Source organism: Galbibacter mesophilus, assembly GCF_023721415.1.
GTDB classification, from domain to species: domain Bacteria; phylum Bacteroidota; class Bacteroidia; order Flavobacteriales; family Flavobacteriaceae; genus Galbibacter; species Galbibacter mesophilus.
On sequence record NZ_JAMQVC010000001.1, the window covers coordinates 1,299,959 to 1,317,385 of the forward strand.

The 17,427-nt window shown below is 38.0% G+C and carries 18 protein-coding genes; 14 read left to right on the plus strand and 4 right to left on the minus strand.

Annotated elements, in window-relative coordinates; all coding sequences use genetic code 11:
* Positions 1 to 15: 15 nt before the first annotated feature.
* Positions 16 to 1,359, plus strand: coding sequence for an NADP-specific glutamate dehydrogenase (gene gdhA / locus NDQ75_RS05630; RefSeq protein WP_202028700.1), 1,344 nt, complete (start codon positions 16 to 18; stop codon positions 1,357 to 1,359).
* A gap of 81 nt (positions 1,360 to 1,440) precedes the next feature.
* On the opposite strand, the gene NDQ75_RS05635 is transcribed toward gdhA, so the two are convergent.
* On the minus strand, positions 1,441 to 2,625 hold the full coding sequence (locus tag NDQ75_RS05635; protein ID WP_202028415.1) for an MFS transporter: 1,185 nt from the start codon (positions 2,623 to 2,625) through the stop codon (positions 1,441 to 1,443).
* Between the two features lie 454 nt (positions 2,626 to 3,079).
* On the opposite strand from NDQ75_RS05635, the gene recO reads away from it, so the two are divergent.
* The 5 genes from recO (at position 3,080) to NDQ75_RS05660 (ending at position 9,328) form a co-directional block, all read left to right on the plus strand.
* Positions 3,080 to 3,796 carry a DNA repair protein RecO gene (recO, locus tag NDQ75_RS05640; protein ID WP_202028416.1) on the plus strand — a complete coding sequence of 239 codons (717 nt, stop codon included), beginning with the start codon at positions 3,080 to 3,082 and terminating at the stop codon, positions 3,794 to 3,796.
* Positions 3,797 to 4,140: 344 nt separating this feature from the next.
* The gene (gene ileS, locus NDQ75_RS05645) at positions 4,141 to 7,536 is read left to right on the plus strand and encodes an isoleucine--tRNA ligase (RefSeq protein WP_202028417.1); all 3,396 of its coding nucleotides are present in this window, start codon (positions 4,141 to 4,143) and stop codon (positions 7,534 to 7,536) included.
* 4 nt (positions 7,537 to 7,540) lie between these two features.
* Entirely contained in the window at positions 7,541 to 7,924 is a 384-nt protein-coding gene (locus NDQ75_RS05650; protein WP_202028418.1) for a TraR/DksA family transcriptional regulator, read from the plus strand.
* A gap of 72 nt (positions 7,925 to 7,996) precedes the next feature.
* A complete protein-coding gene (locus NDQ75_RS05655; RefSeq protein WP_202028419.1) occupies positions 7,997 to 8,437 on the plus strand; it encodes a hypothetical protein in 441 nt (146 codons plus the stop codon).
* A 249-nt stretch (positions 8,438 to 8,686) separates the two neighbouring features.
* The gene (locus tag NDQ75_RS05660) at positions 8,687 to 9,328 is read left to right on the plus strand and encodes a lipoprotein signal peptidase (protein ID WP_202028420.1); all 642 of its coding nucleotides are present in this window, start codon (positions 8,687 to 8,689) and stop codon (positions 9,326 to 9,328) included.
* 6 nt (positions 9,329 to 9,334) lie between these two features.
* Here the strand turns inward: NDQ75_RS05660 and NDQ75_RS05665 are convergent, their stop codons facing one another.
* From NDQ75_RS05665 to NDQ75_RS05675, 3 genes are all read right to left on the minus strand, one after another.
* The gene (locus tag NDQ75_RS05665) at positions 9,335 to 9,898 is read right to left on the minus strand and encodes a 5-formyltetrahydrofolate cyclo-ligase (RefSeq protein ID WP_202028421.1); all 564 of its coding nucleotides are present in this window, start codon (positions 9,896 to 9,898) and stop codon (positions 9,335 to 9,337) included.
* Positions 9,899 to 9,901: 3 nt separating this feature from the next.
* Positions 9,902 to 10,309, minus strand: a complete 408-nt coding sequence (locus tag NDQ75_RS05670; protein WP_202028422.1) for a response regulator — start codon at positions 10,307 to 10,309, stop codon at positions 9,902 to 9,904.
* 192 nt (positions 10,310 to 10,501) lie between these two features.
* On the minus strand, positions 10,502 to 11,005 hold the full coding sequence (locus tag NDQ75_RS05675; protein ID WP_202028423.1) for a DUF456 domain-containing protein: 504 nt from the start codon (positions 11,003 to 11,005) through the stop codon (positions 10,502 to 10,504).
* A gap of 280 nt (positions 11,006 to 11,285) precedes the next feature.
* Here NDQ75_RS05675 and NDQ75_RS05680 point away from each other — a divergent pair, with 280 nt between their 5' ends.
* The 8 genes from NDQ75_RS05680 (at position 11,286) to NDQ75_RS05715 (ending at position 17,144) form a co-directional block, all read left to right on the plus strand.
* Positions 11,286 to 11,825, plus strand: coding sequence for a YceD family protein (locus tag NDQ75_RS05680; protein WP_202028424.1), 540 nt, complete (start codon positions 11,286 to 11,288; stop codon positions 11,823 to 11,825).
* Positions 11,826 to 11,834: 9 nt separating this feature from the next.
* Positions 11,835 to 12,032, plus strand: a complete 198-nt coding sequence (gene rpmF, locus NDQ75_RS05685) for a 50S ribosomal protein L32 (protein ID WP_202028425.1) — start codon at positions 11,835 to 11,837, stop codon at positions 12,030 to 12,032.
* 173 nt (positions 12,033 to 12,205) lie between these two features.
* Positions 12,206 to 13,201 carry a beta-ketoacyl-ACP synthase III gene (locus NDQ75_RS05690; protein WP_202028426.1) on the plus strand — a complete coding sequence of 332 codons (996 nt, stop codon included), beginning with the start codon at positions 12,206 to 12,208 and terminating at the stop codon, positions 13,199 to 13,201.
* A gap of 30 nt (positions 13,202 to 13,231) precedes the next feature.
* Entirely contained in the window at positions 13,232 to 13,735 is a 504-nt protein-coding gene (gene accB, locus NDQ75_RS05695) for an acetyl-CoA carboxylase biotin carboxyl carrier protein (RefSeq protein ID WP_202028427.1), read from the plus strand.
* Positions 13,736 to 13,805: 70 nt separating this feature from the next.
* A complete protein-coding gene (accC, locus tag NDQ75_RS05700) occupies positions 13,806 to 15,161 on the plus strand; it encodes an acetyl-CoA carboxylase biotin carboxylase subunit (protein WP_202028428.1) in 1,356 nt (451 codons plus the stop codon).
* A gap of 132 nt (positions 15,162 to 15,293) precedes the next feature.
* Entirely contained in the window at positions 15,294 to 15,980 is a 687-nt protein-coding gene (mtgA, locus tag NDQ75_RS05705) for a monofunctional biosynthetic peptidoglycan transglycosylase (protein WP_202028429.1), read from the plus strand.
* A gap of 1 nt (position 15,981) precedes the next feature.
* Positions 15,982 to 16,446: a GreA/GreB family elongation factor gene (locus NDQ75_RS05710; RefSeq protein WP_202028430.1), complete on the plus strand. Its 465-nt coding sequence runs from the start codon at positions 15,982 to 15,984 to the stop codon at positions 16,444 to 16,446.
* Positions 16,447 to 16,595: 149 nt separating this feature from the next.
* Positions 16,596 to 17,144 carry a DUF5004 domain-containing protein gene (locus NDQ75_RS05715; RefSeq protein ID WP_202028431.1) on the plus strand — a complete coding sequence of 183 codons (549 nt, stop codon included), beginning with the start codon at positions 16,596 to 16,598 and terminating at the stop codon, positions 17,142 to 17,144.
* Positions 17,145 to 17,427: the final 283 nt, after the last annotated feature.

Below are 17,427 nucleotides of genomic sequence, written 5' to 3' on the forward strand. Positions count from 1 at the left end.
TTTTTTATGAACGCAATGGAGCAAAAAATTGAAGCATTTATGGACGAAGTTAAACTTCGTAATGCTCATGAACCAGAATTTCTTCAAGCTGTACAAGAGGTAGCAGAAACCGTACTTCCGTACATCGCACAGCACGAAATTTACAATGGTAAAAATATATTACTCCGGATGGTAGAGCCAGAACGCGCTATCATGTTTCGTGTGCCATGGGTAGACGATAAAGGAGAGATACACGTGAACCGAGGATACCGAATCCAAATGAGCTCTGTAATTGGGCCTTATAAGGGCGGACTTCGTTTCCACCCGACAGTTAATATGAGTATTCTAAAGTTCTTGGCTTTCGAGCAAGTCTTTAAAAACAGTTTAACAACGCTTCCAATGGGAGGTGGTAAAGGAGGATCGGATTTTGATCCGAAAGGAAAATCAGATGATGAAATTATGCGTTTTTGCCATAGTTTCATGTCAGAACTCTTCCGTCATATTGGTCCGAATACCGATGTTCCTGCAGGGGATATTGGTGTAGGTAGCCGTGAAATTGGTTTGCTTTTCGGAATGTACCGAAAAATAAAAAATGAATTCACTGGGGTTCTAACAGGAAAAGGACTTTCTTGGGGAGGGTCGTTAATTCGTCCTGAAGCTACTGGATATGGAAATGTGTATTTCGCGCAAAACATGTTGGAGCGCAAAGGCGATAGTTTCAATGGTAAAGTAGTTACCGTTTCCGGTTCTGGAAACGTAGCGCAATATGCTACTGAAAAAGCTACGCAATTAGGTGCTAAAGTGGTAACCCTGTCAGATTCTTCTGGAACTATTTACGATAAGGAAGGAATTGATGAGGAGAAATTAAAGCACGTAATGCATATTAAAAATGAAAAGCGTGGTAGAATTTCAGAATACCTTGAAAAATATCCAAATGCTGAATATTTTGATGGCAAAACTCCATGGCACATTCCGTGTGATATAGCATTACCTTGTGCGACACAAAACGAATTGGATAAAGACAATGCTAAGGAATTAGTAGATAATGGTTGTATTTGTGTAAGTGAAGGAGCGAATATGCCTTGTACACCTGGAGCAATTGCTGTTTTCCATGAAGCAAAAATATTGTTCGCACCAGGAAAGGCTTCCAATGCTGGAGGTGTTGCAACATCCGGATTGGAAATGGCACAGAACTCACTTCGTTACAGCTGGACAAGAGAAGAAGTGGATGATAAATTAAAAGGAATCATGAAGAGTATTCATAATGCTTGTATTGAGCACGGTGAAGACGAAGATGGATATATAAATTACGTTCGTGGTGCAAATATTGCAGGTTTCGTAAAAGTAGCCGATGCAATGTTGGCGCAGGGTGTAGTTTAAAATAACCCAAAGCATACTAAAACACCCCAAGAAATTTCAAATTTCTTGGGGTGTTTTCATTTTTTAAAAGACATTATCAATTTAATCGCCCTGCACTAGAGGTGTTTTGTATTTTTTACGCATGTAAATATTCAGTCCAAGAAAGGCGACAATCAATATTGCTGGTAATATGGACATGGTTCGCAAAGCTTCCGTAGCATTAGCGGTATCCATTAAGCGCCCCATTATTGGCAATACTAAAGATACAGATAACATTCCGGCACCTCCCATAACCGAAAGGCCTAGCGCTCCCGTTTCAGGAAGGTATTCAGCAACAAATCCAATCATGGTCGGCCAGAAGAAAGTTACGCCAATAGCGAATACCCCTGCAGCAACAAAAGTAAATCCGTCTGATGTAATTGTCAAAAGCCAAAGGCCGATAAAGGTAAAAATGGCTGAAAACAACAACATACCTGCCGGTTGTAATTTATGGATTACTTGTCCAGCAAAAGCACGACCAAGAGCCATAATCCCGTTTATAAAGGCTAAAACCAATAGCGGATAAGCGACTGAGTTATGTAATAGAGATTCTATGCGTTGTGTGGTTCCAAGTTCAGAAGCGGCAGTCATTAACATGCAGATTACCATAAATATAAAAAGTGGTTTTCCTAAATTCTTAACCATATCTCCGAAAGAAACCCCCATTTGTACCCTTTCGGTAACAGGAAATTTTTTACCCCAAAAGATAAGTCCGTAAATAATTAAAGGAACATAAAGTAGACCTACCATAATCTGCCATCCTAGTCCCATTACATCCATAACGAGCCATCCCATTAAAGCACCGATAACGATACCTCCAGGGAACCAAACGTGAAATCGGTTAAGCATTTTGGTCTTTTTGTTTGGAAACATAGAGGCTACCATAGGATTGAACGCCGCTTCCACCATTCCATTTCCGATTCCTACAAAAAGTGTTGCGATAAAAAGCGAATTCATATCGTAGGCCAAAATAGTTAGAGTAATACCAATAGCGTGCGTTATAAAAGCAATCCAAGCAATTTTCTTAATTCCCAGTCGGTCTACCAGTGGCCCCCCGAAAATCATGGCAAGGGTAAAGCCCCAAAATGCAGGCGCAAAGGCAGTTCCTATTTGTTCTAAATTAAGTCCAACGCCATCTGGGCCAAAAACCAATTCCAGTTTTGCCCTAATTGCAAATGTCATTGAGGTTACCACCAAGGCTATGCAGGAGCCAATAAATAATTTTTGCTTGTTTATGTTTTCTTCCATCGTTTAGTGTAGTTTTGGTTATTCGTATTTTAGATTGCTCGAAATATCGCCGTAATTTATAATGTATTCTGAAAAATACGGCGAAAACTTTTGCAAAATAGTAAATATTTATAAATAATAGTCATATTGACTTTTTGATTCTGATTTTGTTTGAAAAGTTTTAGCACATATATTGTTAATTTATGAAGCTCTGGTTTAAAATAGCATTGAAATTAGCTACTAAAAAACTCCTTATCCCCAGAATAGTAATCAAAAGCTCCGAAAACAGGAGCGTAGGCACGGAGCGACGCGGAGTTTTGATTACGGTTTTTCGACTTAATGGTCGAAAAAATTCCTTGGATAAGGCGCCCTTTTCTTTGTTTCGTTTCTTTTGGGCGAGCAAAAGAAATGAAAGGATATTATACAAATTCACAACAACAATATTCATAAGCACAAATTTAAACTAGAGCAATTTATGATTGTAACAACCAAAGCCATAGTATTATCTGCTCTAAGGTACGGGGATACAAGTTTAATTGTACGTCTGTTCAGTGAGAGTGATGGAGTGAAATCCTATATGCTAAAAGGAGTGCTTGCATCTAAAAAAGGAAAAATTAAGAAAGGATACTTTCAGCCGTTAACGCAACTGGAAGTAGTTGCCAACCATAAAAACAAAGGTACTTTGGAGAGTTTGAGGGATGTTAAATTGACAACTTCTTACGAAACTTTGCAAACCGATGTACTTAAAAGCTCCATGGCCTTGTTCTTATCAGAAATGTTGGTGGTTTCGCTTCAGGAGGAGGAAGAGAATAAGCCGCTTTTTAATTTTCTTAGCTATTCTTTTGATTGGTTGGATAGGTCGGAAGAAATAGCCAATTTTCATATTTCGTTTTTAGTGCAGCTCACACAATACTTGGGTTTTTACCCCGATGATTCCAATATTAATCTTCCTTATTTTGATTTAACTGAAGGCGAATTTGTGCCAACACTTTACAATGAAGTCATGGAAGGAGCACCCTTATTGGCTTTTAAGCAGCTTTTAAATGCAGATTTTGATGCTTCAAAAGAAGTTAAGATGAATAGACAAACGAGAGCCGCTTTATTAAATCATTTGATTCGTTTTTATCAACTTCATTTAAACGATTTTAAAAAGCCGAGATCACTTGAAATACTTCAGCAGGTATTTGGCTGATTTCTCCTTTTTCTTCCGAAGAAATGTATGCTCTAGTCTAGATAAAGATTAAAGCTATTCATGATTAAAAATCTTATCGCCACATGAAATCTCTTCTTTTTTCATGTAGTAAAGCAGTCTTGAATCTTTTGCCGAACAGTGTGTTAAAATAGTGTAAGTGTAAAGCTTACCTTATATTACCATTATATTGCGGTGAAATCTGTTTTATTGCGGCGCTTTTAATTATTATGAGGTATGTCAATTCACTGGAATTTAGTAATTTTGCCAACTTTAATCCCTCAAAGGGTTTATGTTTACACGTTTTTTGTAAAAGCGAATTAAGAAGGTTAACCGATTAGATATAAATGAAGTTTACAGAATATAAAGGATTGGATTTGCCTAAAACGGCAGAAGAAGTACTGAAGTTTTGGGAAGAGCAGGCTATTTTTGAAAAAAGTATTTCAACAAGAGAAGGGAAAGAACCGTTCGTTTTTTTCGAGGGGCCTCCTTCGGCCAATGGTTTGCCAGGAATCCACCATGTAATGGCACGCGCTATTAAAGATATTTTCTGTCGATATAAAACTCAAAAAGGATATCAGGTAAAAAGAAAAGCTGGGTGGGATACCCACGGCTTACCTGTAGAATTGGGTGTTGAGAAAGAATTGGGAATCACCAAAGAAGACATTGGTACTAAAATTTCCGTAGAAGATTATAACGAAGCTTGTAAAAAAGCGGTAATGCGTTATACCGATATTTGGAACGATATGACGCGCAAGATTGGTTATTGGGTAGATATGGACGATCCATACATTACCTACAAACCAAAATATATGGAAAGCGTTTGGTGGCTGCTAAAGCAGATCTATGACAAGGATTTAATGTACAAAGGATACACCATTCAGCCATATTCTCCTAAAGCGGGTACAGGGTTAAGTTCCCATGAAGTTAACCAACCCGGAGCGTATCAAGATGTTACCGACACTACAATAGTGGCGCAGTTCAAAGCGAAAGATGAAACTTTACCGGAATTTTTAAAAGGATTTGGAACTATTCATTTCTTGGCTTGGACAACCACACCGTGGACGCTTCCGTCGAACACAGCGCTAACGGTTGGGCCTAAAATTGATTATGTGTTGGTAAAAACATTTAATCAATATACCCACGAGCCTGTAAATGTTGTGGTGGCAAAACCTTTATTGAAAAAACAGTTTTCTGGAAAATACTTCGAAGCAACCGACGAAGATTTTGGTAAGTATGAAGCCGGAGCTAAAAAAATTCCATTCCAAGTTATTGCTGAAGGAAAAGGTGCCGATATGGTTGGAGCGGAGTATGAGCAATTGCTTACTTATGCTTTGCCGTATCAAAATCCGGAAAACGCTTTTAGGGTAATCAGCGGTGATTTTGTTACTACGGAAGACGGTACAGGTATTGTACATACGGCTCCGACTTTTGGTGCGGACGATGCCAAGGTGGCCAAAGAAGCTACGCCAGAAGTGCCGCCTATGTTGGTGCTTGACCTTAATGGAAATCCGGTACCTTTGGTAGATTTACAAGGACGTTTTAGAGCGGAACTTCCGGAAATAGGCGGAAAATACGTTAAAAACGAATATTATACTGATGGTGAAGCGCCTGAGAAATCGGTCGATGTAGAGATTGCCATCAAATTGAAAGAAGAAAATAAAGCCTTTAAGGTTGAAAAATACGTCCATAGTTATCCACATTGTTGGAGAACGGACAAACCTGTTCTGTACTACCCGCTCGATTCTTGGTTTATTAAAGTTACCGAGGTAAAAGAGCGCATGTACGAACTTAATAAAACTATCAATTGGAAACCAAAGGCAACAGGCGAAGGCCGTTTTGGAAATTGGTTGCAAAATGCCAATGACTGGAATTTATCGCGGTCCCGTTTCTGGGGAATCCCTTTACCAATTTGGCGTACCGAAGATGGCAAAGAGGAGATCGTTATTGGTTCTATTGAAGAGTTGAAAGATGAGATGGAAAAATCGGTAGCTGCCGGTTTTATGGATGCTGATATTTTTGAAGGTTTTGAAGTAGGGAATATGAGTGAAGAGAACTACGACAAAGTTGATCTTCATAAAAATGTGGTCGATAAAATTACATTGGTTTCTCCTTCCGGAAAACCGATGAAAAGAGAAGCCGACCTTATTGACGTATGGTTCGACTCTGGTTCCATGCCTTACGCGCAATGGCATTACCCTTTTGAAGCCCTCCCGAAGATTGACGATGGACAGGCGTATCCTGCGGATTATATCGCTGAAGGTGTGGATCAAACAAGGGGCTGGTTTTATACCTTACACGCTATCGGGACGATGGTTTTCGATTCGGTTGCCTATAAAAACGTGGTTTCAAATGGTCTTGTTTTGGATAAAAACGGACAAAAAATGTCTAAGCGTCTAGGAAATGCTGTTGATCCTTTTGAAACGTTAAAAGAATACGGTCCAGATGCTACCCGTTGGTACATGATTTCCAACGCCAATCCTTGGGATAACTTAAAGTTTGATTTGGAAGGGATTGCTGAGGTGCGTAGAAAATTCTTCGGAACACTTTACAATACTTATTCGTTTTTCAGTTTATATGCCAATATTGATAACTTTACTTATGCGGAAGATGATATTCCGTTAGAAGAGCGACCAGAAATAGATCGATGGATTCTTTCAGAATTAAACACACTCATCAAAAAAGTAGATGAGGCCTATGCTGATTACGAGCCAACAAAAGCAACACGTGCTATATCTGACTTTGTTCAGGAGAATTTAAGTAACTGGTACGTACGTTTATGCAGAAGACGTTTTTGGAAAGGAGATTATGAAAAAGATAAGATTTCTGCCTACCAAACGTTATATACTTGCCTTTTAACAGTTGCAAAGTTAGGCGCACCCGTGGCTCCTTTTTATATGGATCAGTTGTACAAAGACTTGATAGCTGCCACAGGTAAGGAGAAATTCGAGAGTGTGCACTTGGCAGATTTCCCTGAATTTGTAGAAAACTTTGTTGATAAGTTGTTAGAGGGAAGAATGGAGAAGGCGCAGATAGTTTCCTCTTTAGTGTTGTCGCTTCGGAAGAAAGAAATGATTAAAGTGCGTCAACCTTTGCAAAGGGTAATGATTCCGGTGCTTGACGAGTCTCAGAAAGAGGAAATTCAGGCAGTTGAAGCATTAATAAAATCAGAGGTAAACGTAAAAGAAATTGAATTAATTGATGATGCTTCAGGACTATTAGTCAAGCAAATAAAGCCTAATTTTAAAGTTTTAGGCCCACGTTTCGGAAAAGATATGAAGCTGATTGTCAGTGAAATAGCGAAATTTGGTCAACCTGAAATTCAGAAAATAGAAAAGGATGGTGAGATTGCTATTGAAATTAACGGGAAAAATAGTACTTTAGGGATCGATGAAGTGGAGATTTCATCACAAGATATAGAGGGGTGGTTGGTAGCCAGTTCAGGGCCAATCACGGTAGCACTAGATGTTACCATTACCGATGATTTGCGAAACGAAGGCGTAGCGAGAGAGTTGGTAAACCGTATTCAAAACCTCCGTAAGGATTCTGGTTTTGATGTGACTGATAAAATCGATGTGAAGCTGCAGAAGGATGGGTTTCTAGAAAAGGCTGTTAAGAACAATTTGGAATATATTAAAGCGGAAACCCTAACAGCAGAGCTTGATTTCGAGGAAACGCTCAACAATGGTACGGAAATTGCCTTTGATGAGGTGAACACCAAATTAATCATTCAAAAACATTAGTACAATGGAAACAGACATTAAAGTTAGATATTCAGATAAAGACTTAGCAGAATTTAGAGAGCTTATAGAAGCTAAAATGGAAAAAGCCTATCAAGATTTGGAACTTTTAAAGAGTTCTTATAAAAACGATGGGAATAATGGAACTGACGACACATCGCCTACATTTAAGGCTTTTGAAGAAGGTTCGGAGACCATGAGTAGGGAAGCGAACACGCAACTTGCTTTGCGTCAGGAAAAATTTATTCGTGATTTAAAGAATGCTTTGGTGCGTATTGAAAACAAAACATACGGCATTTGTAGGGTAACCGGTAAGCTTATCAACAAGGATCGTCTAAAATTAGTACCGCACGCTACATTAAGTATTGAAGCAAAAAATATGCAGTCTTAATAATAGTTGTAAATAATAGAATAAAAAACGCTCTGTTGTAGGGCGTTTTTTGTTTTTACACCGCATTTGAAAATGAAATACCTGTTGATTATTTTGACGATGTTGCAAGGAGGTTGGGTAATAGGACAAAAATCAGTTGAGAAATCTGTAGACGTTACCAGTGTTTCAAAAATTGTCCTAGACGCTTCAAATCTTTTTGGTGTTTCGTTATCCACTATCAAAGGGAGTCAGGTTTTCTTGGATACCCAAATGGAAGGAGAATATCAGGAAAAGTATATAAATTCAGTAAAAAAAGAAGGAACAACACTTTATATTGGTGTAGAGCGTGCGCCAGCATTTCATGATATTAATGATAAGTTGAGTGCGCACAAAGTTGTTTCTGTTCATTTGGATATCGCTGTTCCAGAATTTAAAGAGGTAGTGGTTTATGGAGATTACACCAGCATTTCAGCACGTGGAAAGTATAAATTACTGGAATTATCCACTCGAAATAAACCTATTACAATCGGTTGAAGCGAATCTTGTAAAATCTACGACCCAAACGGGCGCTATTTATGTAAAGCAGGATGAAGGTGTCATCGATGCCACTTCCAAATACGGAAATGTATTTCGGGAGGGTAATTTGCGAAATGGGTTCAGTAGGTTTGAATTAAATTCGATCAGTGGAAACATTTACATTCAAAAAACAGAATAATATCCTTATTTTTACCGCCTTAAAAAATAGATAATCAGCGTAAGCTGAAATAGACGATTATTTAAAAGATGTCATTAAAAAAAGCAACCTTCATTATAATATTGGTTCTATTGATAGACCAAATTTCCAAAATTTACGTAAAAACAAACTTTGTACTCGGTGAATATGTAGAAGTTTTCAGTTGGTTTAAAATTCTGTTTATTGAAAATGAAGGTGCTGCTTGGGGAACGAAGATAAGTGATATCATTCCAGTGGTTTCTGATGAGGTTGGAAAACTTATTCTAACTGTTTTCAGGTTGTTTGCCATTTGCGGTATTGCTTATTGGTTGTACGATTCCATTCGTAAAAACGCAACCCCCACGCTAGTTTTAGCGATTGCCCTGATTTTTTCCGGAGCGTTGGGAAATATTATTGATTCCGTTTTTTATGGGGTCATTTTTAACGATAGCTATGGGCAAGTAGCTACATTATTTTCTGAAGAGCCTTATGGAACACTGTTTCATGGAAAAGTGGTAGATATGCTTCATTTCCCAATGATTGACACTACGTTGCCAGAGTGGTTCCCTATTTGGGGCGGAAATAACTTTAGGTTTTTTGAGCCTGTTTTTAATATCGCAGATTCAGCTATAAGTATTGGTGTAGGAATTTTATTGGTGTTCAATAAAAAAGCGTTTCCAAAAGATCCAGGAGTTATGGCAAAAAAGCGATAATTTGTTCTAGAACTTTATAATCTTTTCTGGAGTTACACAGAAATCCAATGCGATATCTTGTATAGATACATCTTCAATTTTTTCTTCAGGAGGAAAAAATGATAGTCCGATTTTAATTACATTCTTGTTGCAAGAAGCTAAAAACCTATCGTAGAATCCTTTTCCGTAGCCAATTCGGTTACCTTGTTTGTCGTAAGCTAGCAGTGGGATGAAAACGACTTCAATCTTTTTATTAGGAATTTCAATACCATCTACAGGCTCTGGAATGCCGTATGGGTTAACTTTAATTTTGGTGTTGTCTGTTAGGAGATAATTTATCAGTTCTCCTGTTTCAAAATTACTTTTGGAAATAACAACCTCTTTGTCCTTGCCTTGAAGAATACTTAAAATGTAAGAAGTGTCTATTTCTTTTTGTTTTTCAATGCTAAGAAATAGATGAAAATATGTTTTGTCCCAAATTGGGAGTGGTAAAAGTTGGTTGGCAATGGCAATACTAAAATCTTCAATATTGCTTGGAGTGAGTAAAGAACGTTTATTTTTATACTGTAAACGAAGTTCAGTTTTGTTCATTCATTATACTTTTTCGAACATTTCTTCGAGTTCGCCTAGGGAAATTGGTTTCACCCAATAATCCGAAACTTCTTCAAAAGCTTTTGCTCTTTCAATATCCTCGGGATTTATGGATGAGCTTACCACATATAAGGTTATGGGGTGGTTTAGTTCGCACTTTATTTTTACGAATTCCTCTAAAAACTGCCATCCATCCATAACTGGCATATTGAGGTCTAGTAAGATTACCTGCGGAAGTTTTTCTTTCTCAGGCTGTTCAAAAACCCCTTTAAAATAGGAATAGGCTTCGCTTCCGTTTTCGAATACCAAAAATTCTTTGCAAAGCTTTTTTATGTCCAATAAACGAGAAAGCATCTTAACATAGAGCTTATCGTCATCTATAATGCACGCTAGGTCTATTTTGTGATTCATGTAAGGTAATTGTTAGGGCTATAATTAAAAAAATCAGCTGCTAAATATAGGTTTTTTTTAATAGTTGAGGGTAATAAAAAATTACAGTCCTCAAATTTTATTTAAAATAGATGATTTACACTAAAATAAGTAATCTTTTTCATTCAAAAAAATAAAACGATGCAGTTCGGAATAGGTGCGAATTTTAATGGATTAAAATAAATCGTTTTTATATTCCCAAGCCTTCGCTATAAAAATCACAAGAAAAATTATGGCGACTATCAATTTTAAAAAAGTTCCAGTTAAAAATCCTAAAAAAGAACCAAAAGCTGCTCTTAAGGCGGTTTTACTATCTGCTTTATTAATAATTTCACCAACAAATGCGCCCACAAAAGGCCAAATTATAATTCCGAACAAACCAAGTACAGGGAAAATGATGGAAATAACCAAGCCAACCGTGGTACCAATCACACCTGCTTTGCTCCCTCCAAAACGTTTGGTGCCGGCAATGGGAATTATATAATCTACAACAACAATCCCAATGGCAACAATGAGTGTAATTATTAGCATCCACCAATTGGTAGGTACGGCTTCTGTAAGGTAAAGAAGCAATAATCCAATCCAGCTAATGGGGGCTCCCGGTAGAACAGGCAACACACTACCGAATATTCCAACAATGATACAGACGAACCCGAAGGTTAGCAGAAGAATGTCCATTCTTTTTCAGATATATTTATAGGATTAAAGGTAAAGAATAGTTGCGGTTAATTATCTTTGTTTTTGAATAAAAATAGATTATTGTAAAAGAGAGATAATGGATGATTTGCTGAAAATTTAGGGCTTTCAAGACGCTTCCATTTAGGGAATTACATGGCATAATCAGGAAATAAACGTTATAAACAAAAAAAAGTTAATAACATTATTATCCTAAATAAAAATTTATATCTTTGCACCCGCCTTATACTTGAGGTATAGGCTTTTAAAACTGATGTTTACAATGAAGAAGTTTAAGGAGTTTGATATCCCGTTTGTAGGATTAAAACAAGGAAAACACCAGTTCGACTTTGAAATTAAAAAAGAGTTCTTTGATGCTTTTGAGTTTGATGAGTATAATGATGCCGACGTGCACGTTGACCTCATTTTAGACAAAAAAAGCAATATGTTGGAGTTGACCTTTACCTGTAAGGGGTTTGTGAATGTTTATTGCGACTTGTCCAATGAACCTTATGACCAAAAAATTAAAGGAAAGCTTCATCTGTTGGTGAAATTTGGAGATGAGTACAACGATGAGAATGAAGAAGTTCTCATTCTTCCTCATGGGGAATATCAAATAAATGTAGCACAATACATTTATGAAATGATAGTGCTTTCTGTGCCCAACAAAAGGGTGCACCCAGGGGTGAAAGACGGTACTTTGTCAACGGAGGTATTAGAGAAACTGGAGGCGTTTCAGCCAAAAGAGGTAAAAGAAAATAACGAAGGAGAAACAGATCCGAGGTGGGATCAATTGAAAAAACTATTAACGGACAATAAATAAGATTGAAAAATGGCACATCCTAAAAGAAGACAGTCTAGCACTAGAAGAGATAAGAGAAGAACGCATTACAAAGCTACGACTCCTCAAATCGCTAAAGATCCTACTACTGGGGAAGCGCATGTGTATCACAGAGCGCACTGGCACGAAGGTAAACTTTACTACAGAGGTCAGGTTCTTATAGATAACACAACAGAAGAAGTAGCTTAAGGCGAAATTTTAGTTGAAAAGTTAAAACTCTCACATGAAGTGGGAGTTTTTTTATTTAAAATTTTTCTATAAATCAAAAACACCCTATTTTGCACCACTATTCGAATAAAAATTAGTAATTTCACTTAATTTTCATCGAATTTTGCCCGTTTTTGAAAAAAACAAAGCGAATTATGAATAGACTTAAAGCAGCTATTACAGCTGTAGGAGCATATGTGCCCGAGTATGTACTTACCAACCAAATACTGGAAACCATGGTAGACACCAATGATGAGTGGATTACCTCCAGAACAGGTATTAAACAAAGGCATATTTTAAAGGAAGAAGGTAAAGGAACCTCTTACTTAGCTATTAAGGCCGCAGAAGACTTGCTGAAAAAAAGCGGGGCGCGACCAGAAGAAATAGATATGGTAATTGTAGCTACGGCTACCCCCGATTTACCTGTTGCGGCAACAGCTGCGTACGTGGCTTCTGAGATTGGAGCCGTTAATGCATTCGCTTACGACCTACAAGCGGCTTGTTCCAGTTTTTTATATGGAATGTCTACAGCTTCCAGTTATATAGAATCCGGACGTTACAAAAAAATATTATTGGTAGGAGCAGATAAAATGTCTTCTATCATCGATTATACAGATAGAACTACGTGTATTATTTTTGGAGATGGAGCAGGTGCCGTTCTTTTTGAACCTAATGAAGAAGGATTAGGTTTGCAGGACGAATACTTGCGAAGTGATGGTGTTGGAAGGGATTTCTTGAAAATTGAAGCTGGTGGTTCAGTTTTGCCAGCATCAGAAGAAACAGTAAAGAACAAACAACATTATGTTTTTCAGGATGGAAAAACAGTTTTTAAGTTTGCCGTATCCAACATGGCAGATGTTGCCGAAAAAATAATGACACGGAATAACCTTACAAAAGAAGATGTTCAGTGGTTGGTTCCGCATCAAGCAAATAAAAGAATTATTGATGCTACCGCTAATCGCGTAGAACTTGAACCTTCAAAAGTAATGGTTAATATTCAGAAATATGGAAATACCACCTCTGCAACACTACCTTTGCTACTTAACGATTACGAAAAGCAATTAAAAAAAGGCGATAACTTGGTATTTGCTGCATTTGGTGGTGGATTTACTTGGGGTTCCATTTATTTAAAGTGGGCTTATAACTCATAACAACGAAACAAACACTAATAAAACTCAATCATGGATTTAAAAGAGATTCAAAGTTTAATCAAATTCGTGGCGAAATCTGGAGCAAGTGAAGTAAAGCTTGAAATGGAGGACGTAAAAATTACAATTAAGACAGGATCTGAGGACAAAAAAGGAGAGACTACAACCTATGTTCAACAAATTCCTGTAAACCAAGCGTTGCCACAGCAAGGAGCTCCTGCACAACCTGCAGCAGCCCCACAAGCAGAGGCGGAAAAAGCACCTGCGGCAGCATCTTCGGGTGAAGACGATAGCAAATACATAACTGTTAAGTCGCCTATCATTGGAACTTTCTACAGAAAGCCATCACCAGACAAGCCAAATTTTGTGGAAGTTGGTGATTCTATTGGAAAGGGCGATGTGTTATGTATTATTGAGGCCATGAAATTGTTCAATGAAATTGAATCTGAGGTTTCCGGTAAGATTGTAAAAGTATTGGTTGATGAATCTTCTCCTGTAGAATTTGATCAACCTTTATTTTTGGTAGATCCATCATAGAAATTTTGAAGGGCAAATTGTAAAATTGAAGTAAGCTCCTTTTGGGAGTTCAAAATTTAAAATTTCAGGGATGTTTAAAAAAATATTGATCGCAAATAGAGGGGAAATAGCACTTCGTGTTATTAGAACCTGTAAAGAGATGGGTATCAAAACAGTGGCTGTATACTCCAAGGCAGACGAAGAGAGTTTGCACGTGAGGTTTGCAGATGAAGCTGTTTGTATTGGGCCAGCGCCCAGTAAAGATTCCTATCTTAAAATAGCTAATATTATTGCTGCAGCAGAAATCACCAATGCTGATGCTATTCACCCAGGTTACGGATTCCTCTCAGAAAACGCCAACTTTTCAAGAATTTGTAAGGAACACGGTATAAAATTTATTGGTGCCGGTCCCGATATGATTGAAAAAATGGGGGATAAGGCCACAGCTAAAGCTACCATGAAGGCTGCAAACGTACCTACCGTTCCAGGTTCCGACGGCTTGTTGAAATCTATCGACCATGCAAAACAGGTCGCTAAGGAAATGGGCTATCCAGTAATGCTTAAGGCAACTGCTGGTGGGGGTGGTAAAGGGATGCGTGCCGTTTGGAAAGAAGAAAACCTTCAAAAAGCTTTTGAAAGTGCCAAGCAAGAAGCGGCTGCGTCTTTTAGTAACGACGGAATGTACATGGAAAAGCTTATTGAGGAACCTCGCCATATTGAAATTCAAGTGGTAGGTGATCAATTTGGGAAAGCATGCCACCTTTCTGAAAGGGATTGTTCCGTACAAAGACGTCACCAAAAATTAACCGAGGAGACTCCTTCGCCATTTATGACCGATGAATTGAGGGACCAAATGGGGAAAGCCGCGGTAAAGGCTGCCGAGTTCATAAAATATGAAGGAGCAGGTACGGTTGAGTTCTTAGTAGATAAGCATAGAAATTTCTATTTCATGGAAATGAATACGCGTATTCAGGTGGAGCACCCGATTACCGAACAGGTAATTGACTACGACTTAATTCGTGAGCAAATATTGGTTGCGGCCGGAGTGCCAATTTCAGGAAAAAATTACTTCCCAAAATTGCATTCTATTGAATGTAGAATTAACGCGGAAGACCCATACAATGATTTTAGGCCATCGCCAGGTAGAATTACTACGCTGCATGCGCCAGGAGGTCATGGAGTGCGTCTGGATACACATGTTTATAGCGGTTACATTATTCCGCCAAATTACGATTCTATGATCGCTAAGTTGATTACCACTGCACAAACGCGTGAAGAGGCTATCAACAAAATGAAGCGTGCTTTAGATGAATTTGTAATTGAAGGTATTAAAACGACCATTCCATTCCACAGACAGTTGATGGATGAACCGGATTATGTTTCTGGTAATTACACCACCAAGTTTATGGAAGATTTTAAAATGAAGCCAAAACCAGAGGAAGAATAAATCTTTATTGCTATTTAAACTCAGGTTTATAAATATTTCAACCCGTATCATTCTCAATTGATGCGGGTTGTTTATTTTTACAAGGCAATCCATTTAGAGATTGAATTTTTTAAACTTATCCTGTAGTAATCTATGTTGAAAAAACTCTTCCGATTTATTGGTAAGCTTGTTGTCTGGTTTTTAGTTATAACTATCGGATTTGTATTGCTTTATAAGTGGGTGCCCGTTCCAGTAACACCGCTTATGGTTATTAGGTCGGTACAGCAAAAACAGGAAGGGAAAGATATAACTTGGAAACACGACTGGGTTTCTATTGATAAAATATCCAAGAATTTACAGTTGGCCGTTATCTGTAGCGAAGATCAGAAATTTTTACAACACAATGGTTTTGATATCGAGGCGATTGAAAAGGTAATGGAAACCAACAAAAAAGGAAAGAAACTGCGTGGAGCCAGCACGATTTCCCAACAGACCGCGAAAAATGTTTTTCTATGGCCAGGTAGAAGTTGGTTGCGAAAAGGTTTTGAAGTCTATTTCACATTTTTAATCGAATTGTTTTGGAGTAAAGAGCGCATTCTTGAGGTGTATCTTAACAGTATAGAAATGGGTAATGGCGTTTACGGTGCAGAAGCCGCTTCCCAGTATTGGTTTCGTAAAAGTGCGGTGAATCTTTCTAAGCAGGAAGCCGCTGCCATTGCGGCTATTCTTCCCAATCCGCTGCGTTTAAAAGCGGCCCCAGCTTCCGGCTATATCCAAACCCGAAAGAATTGGATTGTACAGCAAATGGGTTATTTTGGGGTGTTTAATTTAAAGGATTAATATGCACTCAATAAAAAAACAACTAATAGAAAAATGTGAAGGCCTTTTGAATGAACGTCTTTACCAAGTTCAAAAGTCCATCGCTGCCATAGAAGAGGCATTTGCATCGGAAACTAAAAGTAGTGCAGGGGATAAGCATGAAACGGGCAGGGCTATGCTTCAGTTGGAACGCGAAAAAGCTGGGCAACGTTTGCTAGAGGTTGAAACCTTGCTTCAGAATTTTTCCAAAATCAATCATGCAATCCCTTCCGAAGAAAACAACAAGTATATACGTGTGGGCAGTTTGGTAGAAACCGATGGTGCTGTTTATTACATTGCGGTCTCTTTGGGTGCTGTACAAGTGAATGATGATACCGTTTATTGCATTTCCCCGCAATCACCTATTGGAAGTTTGTTGTTGGGTAAAACGGTGGGTGAAACCTTTTCTTTTAACAATAAGACTTCGTTAATTCTTTCTATATTTTAATTTTCTTCTTTCCGATAAACGACTGATTCTTAAACTATCTTAAATTTTTGAGCGTAGTTTTTAACTTTTTTTACTGAAAATTCATCTCTGCACGCAACCAATTGTCATTTATTGCCTCTAATAAGAAACAATAAACTTAAAAGCATAAAATGAAAACAACAAAATTAATAGCCACTGGTTTAATGGTGGCATTTGCAGGTCTGTTTGTAAGTTGTAATGATGATGATAGTGATAGCTGTGCTGTGGATTACACAGGAGAATTGTCTCAGCCAGAAATGCAATTTGTAGGCACTTGGTCGTTAACAGCTATTCAATCCAGTGAACCGGTTGATTTAACTGATGACGATACCGAAAACCCGAGTACCGACATATTTGCTCAAAACACGCCATGCCGCAACGATGTTGTGTATGAGTTTAATGAAGATAGAACTTTCACCTACATGGAAGGTTTAAATGAAGAGGATTGCAATGAAGAGAACATTAATGGAACTTGGATGTTGGGTGGAAATACTTTAGGGCTTGTAACAGGTTGTTTTGAGGTGATAGAGGAACTTGCTTTTAATGCAAGCAGAACGTCTTACAGTGTGAGCAGCGAGGTGAATATTGTTGATGTAAATGGACAATCGCAAGCGGTGGAGCTTACATTTACCTACACACAAGGACCAAATATGGAAGATCCAGAGCCGGCGTTTGAATAAGCTCGCATAAAAATATTAGTTAGTTTTAGGTTAAAAATCCGGTAGCTGATTGCAAAATCACTATCGGTTTTTTTGTTTCCAAGCTTTTGGAAATTCTATTTATCATGTTGTCGGTAAGAATTTTAACAGTTTATGTTATGCATTCAGCGGGTATTGCTAAGCAGTGAGCGGTTCATGTTGCTCTTTAAGTGGGCCTTGTTGTGCACTAAGTGGTTCATGTTGTCAACGAAGTGGGTATTGTTGCTCAGCAAGTGGGTATTGTTGCTCAGCAAGTGGATATTGT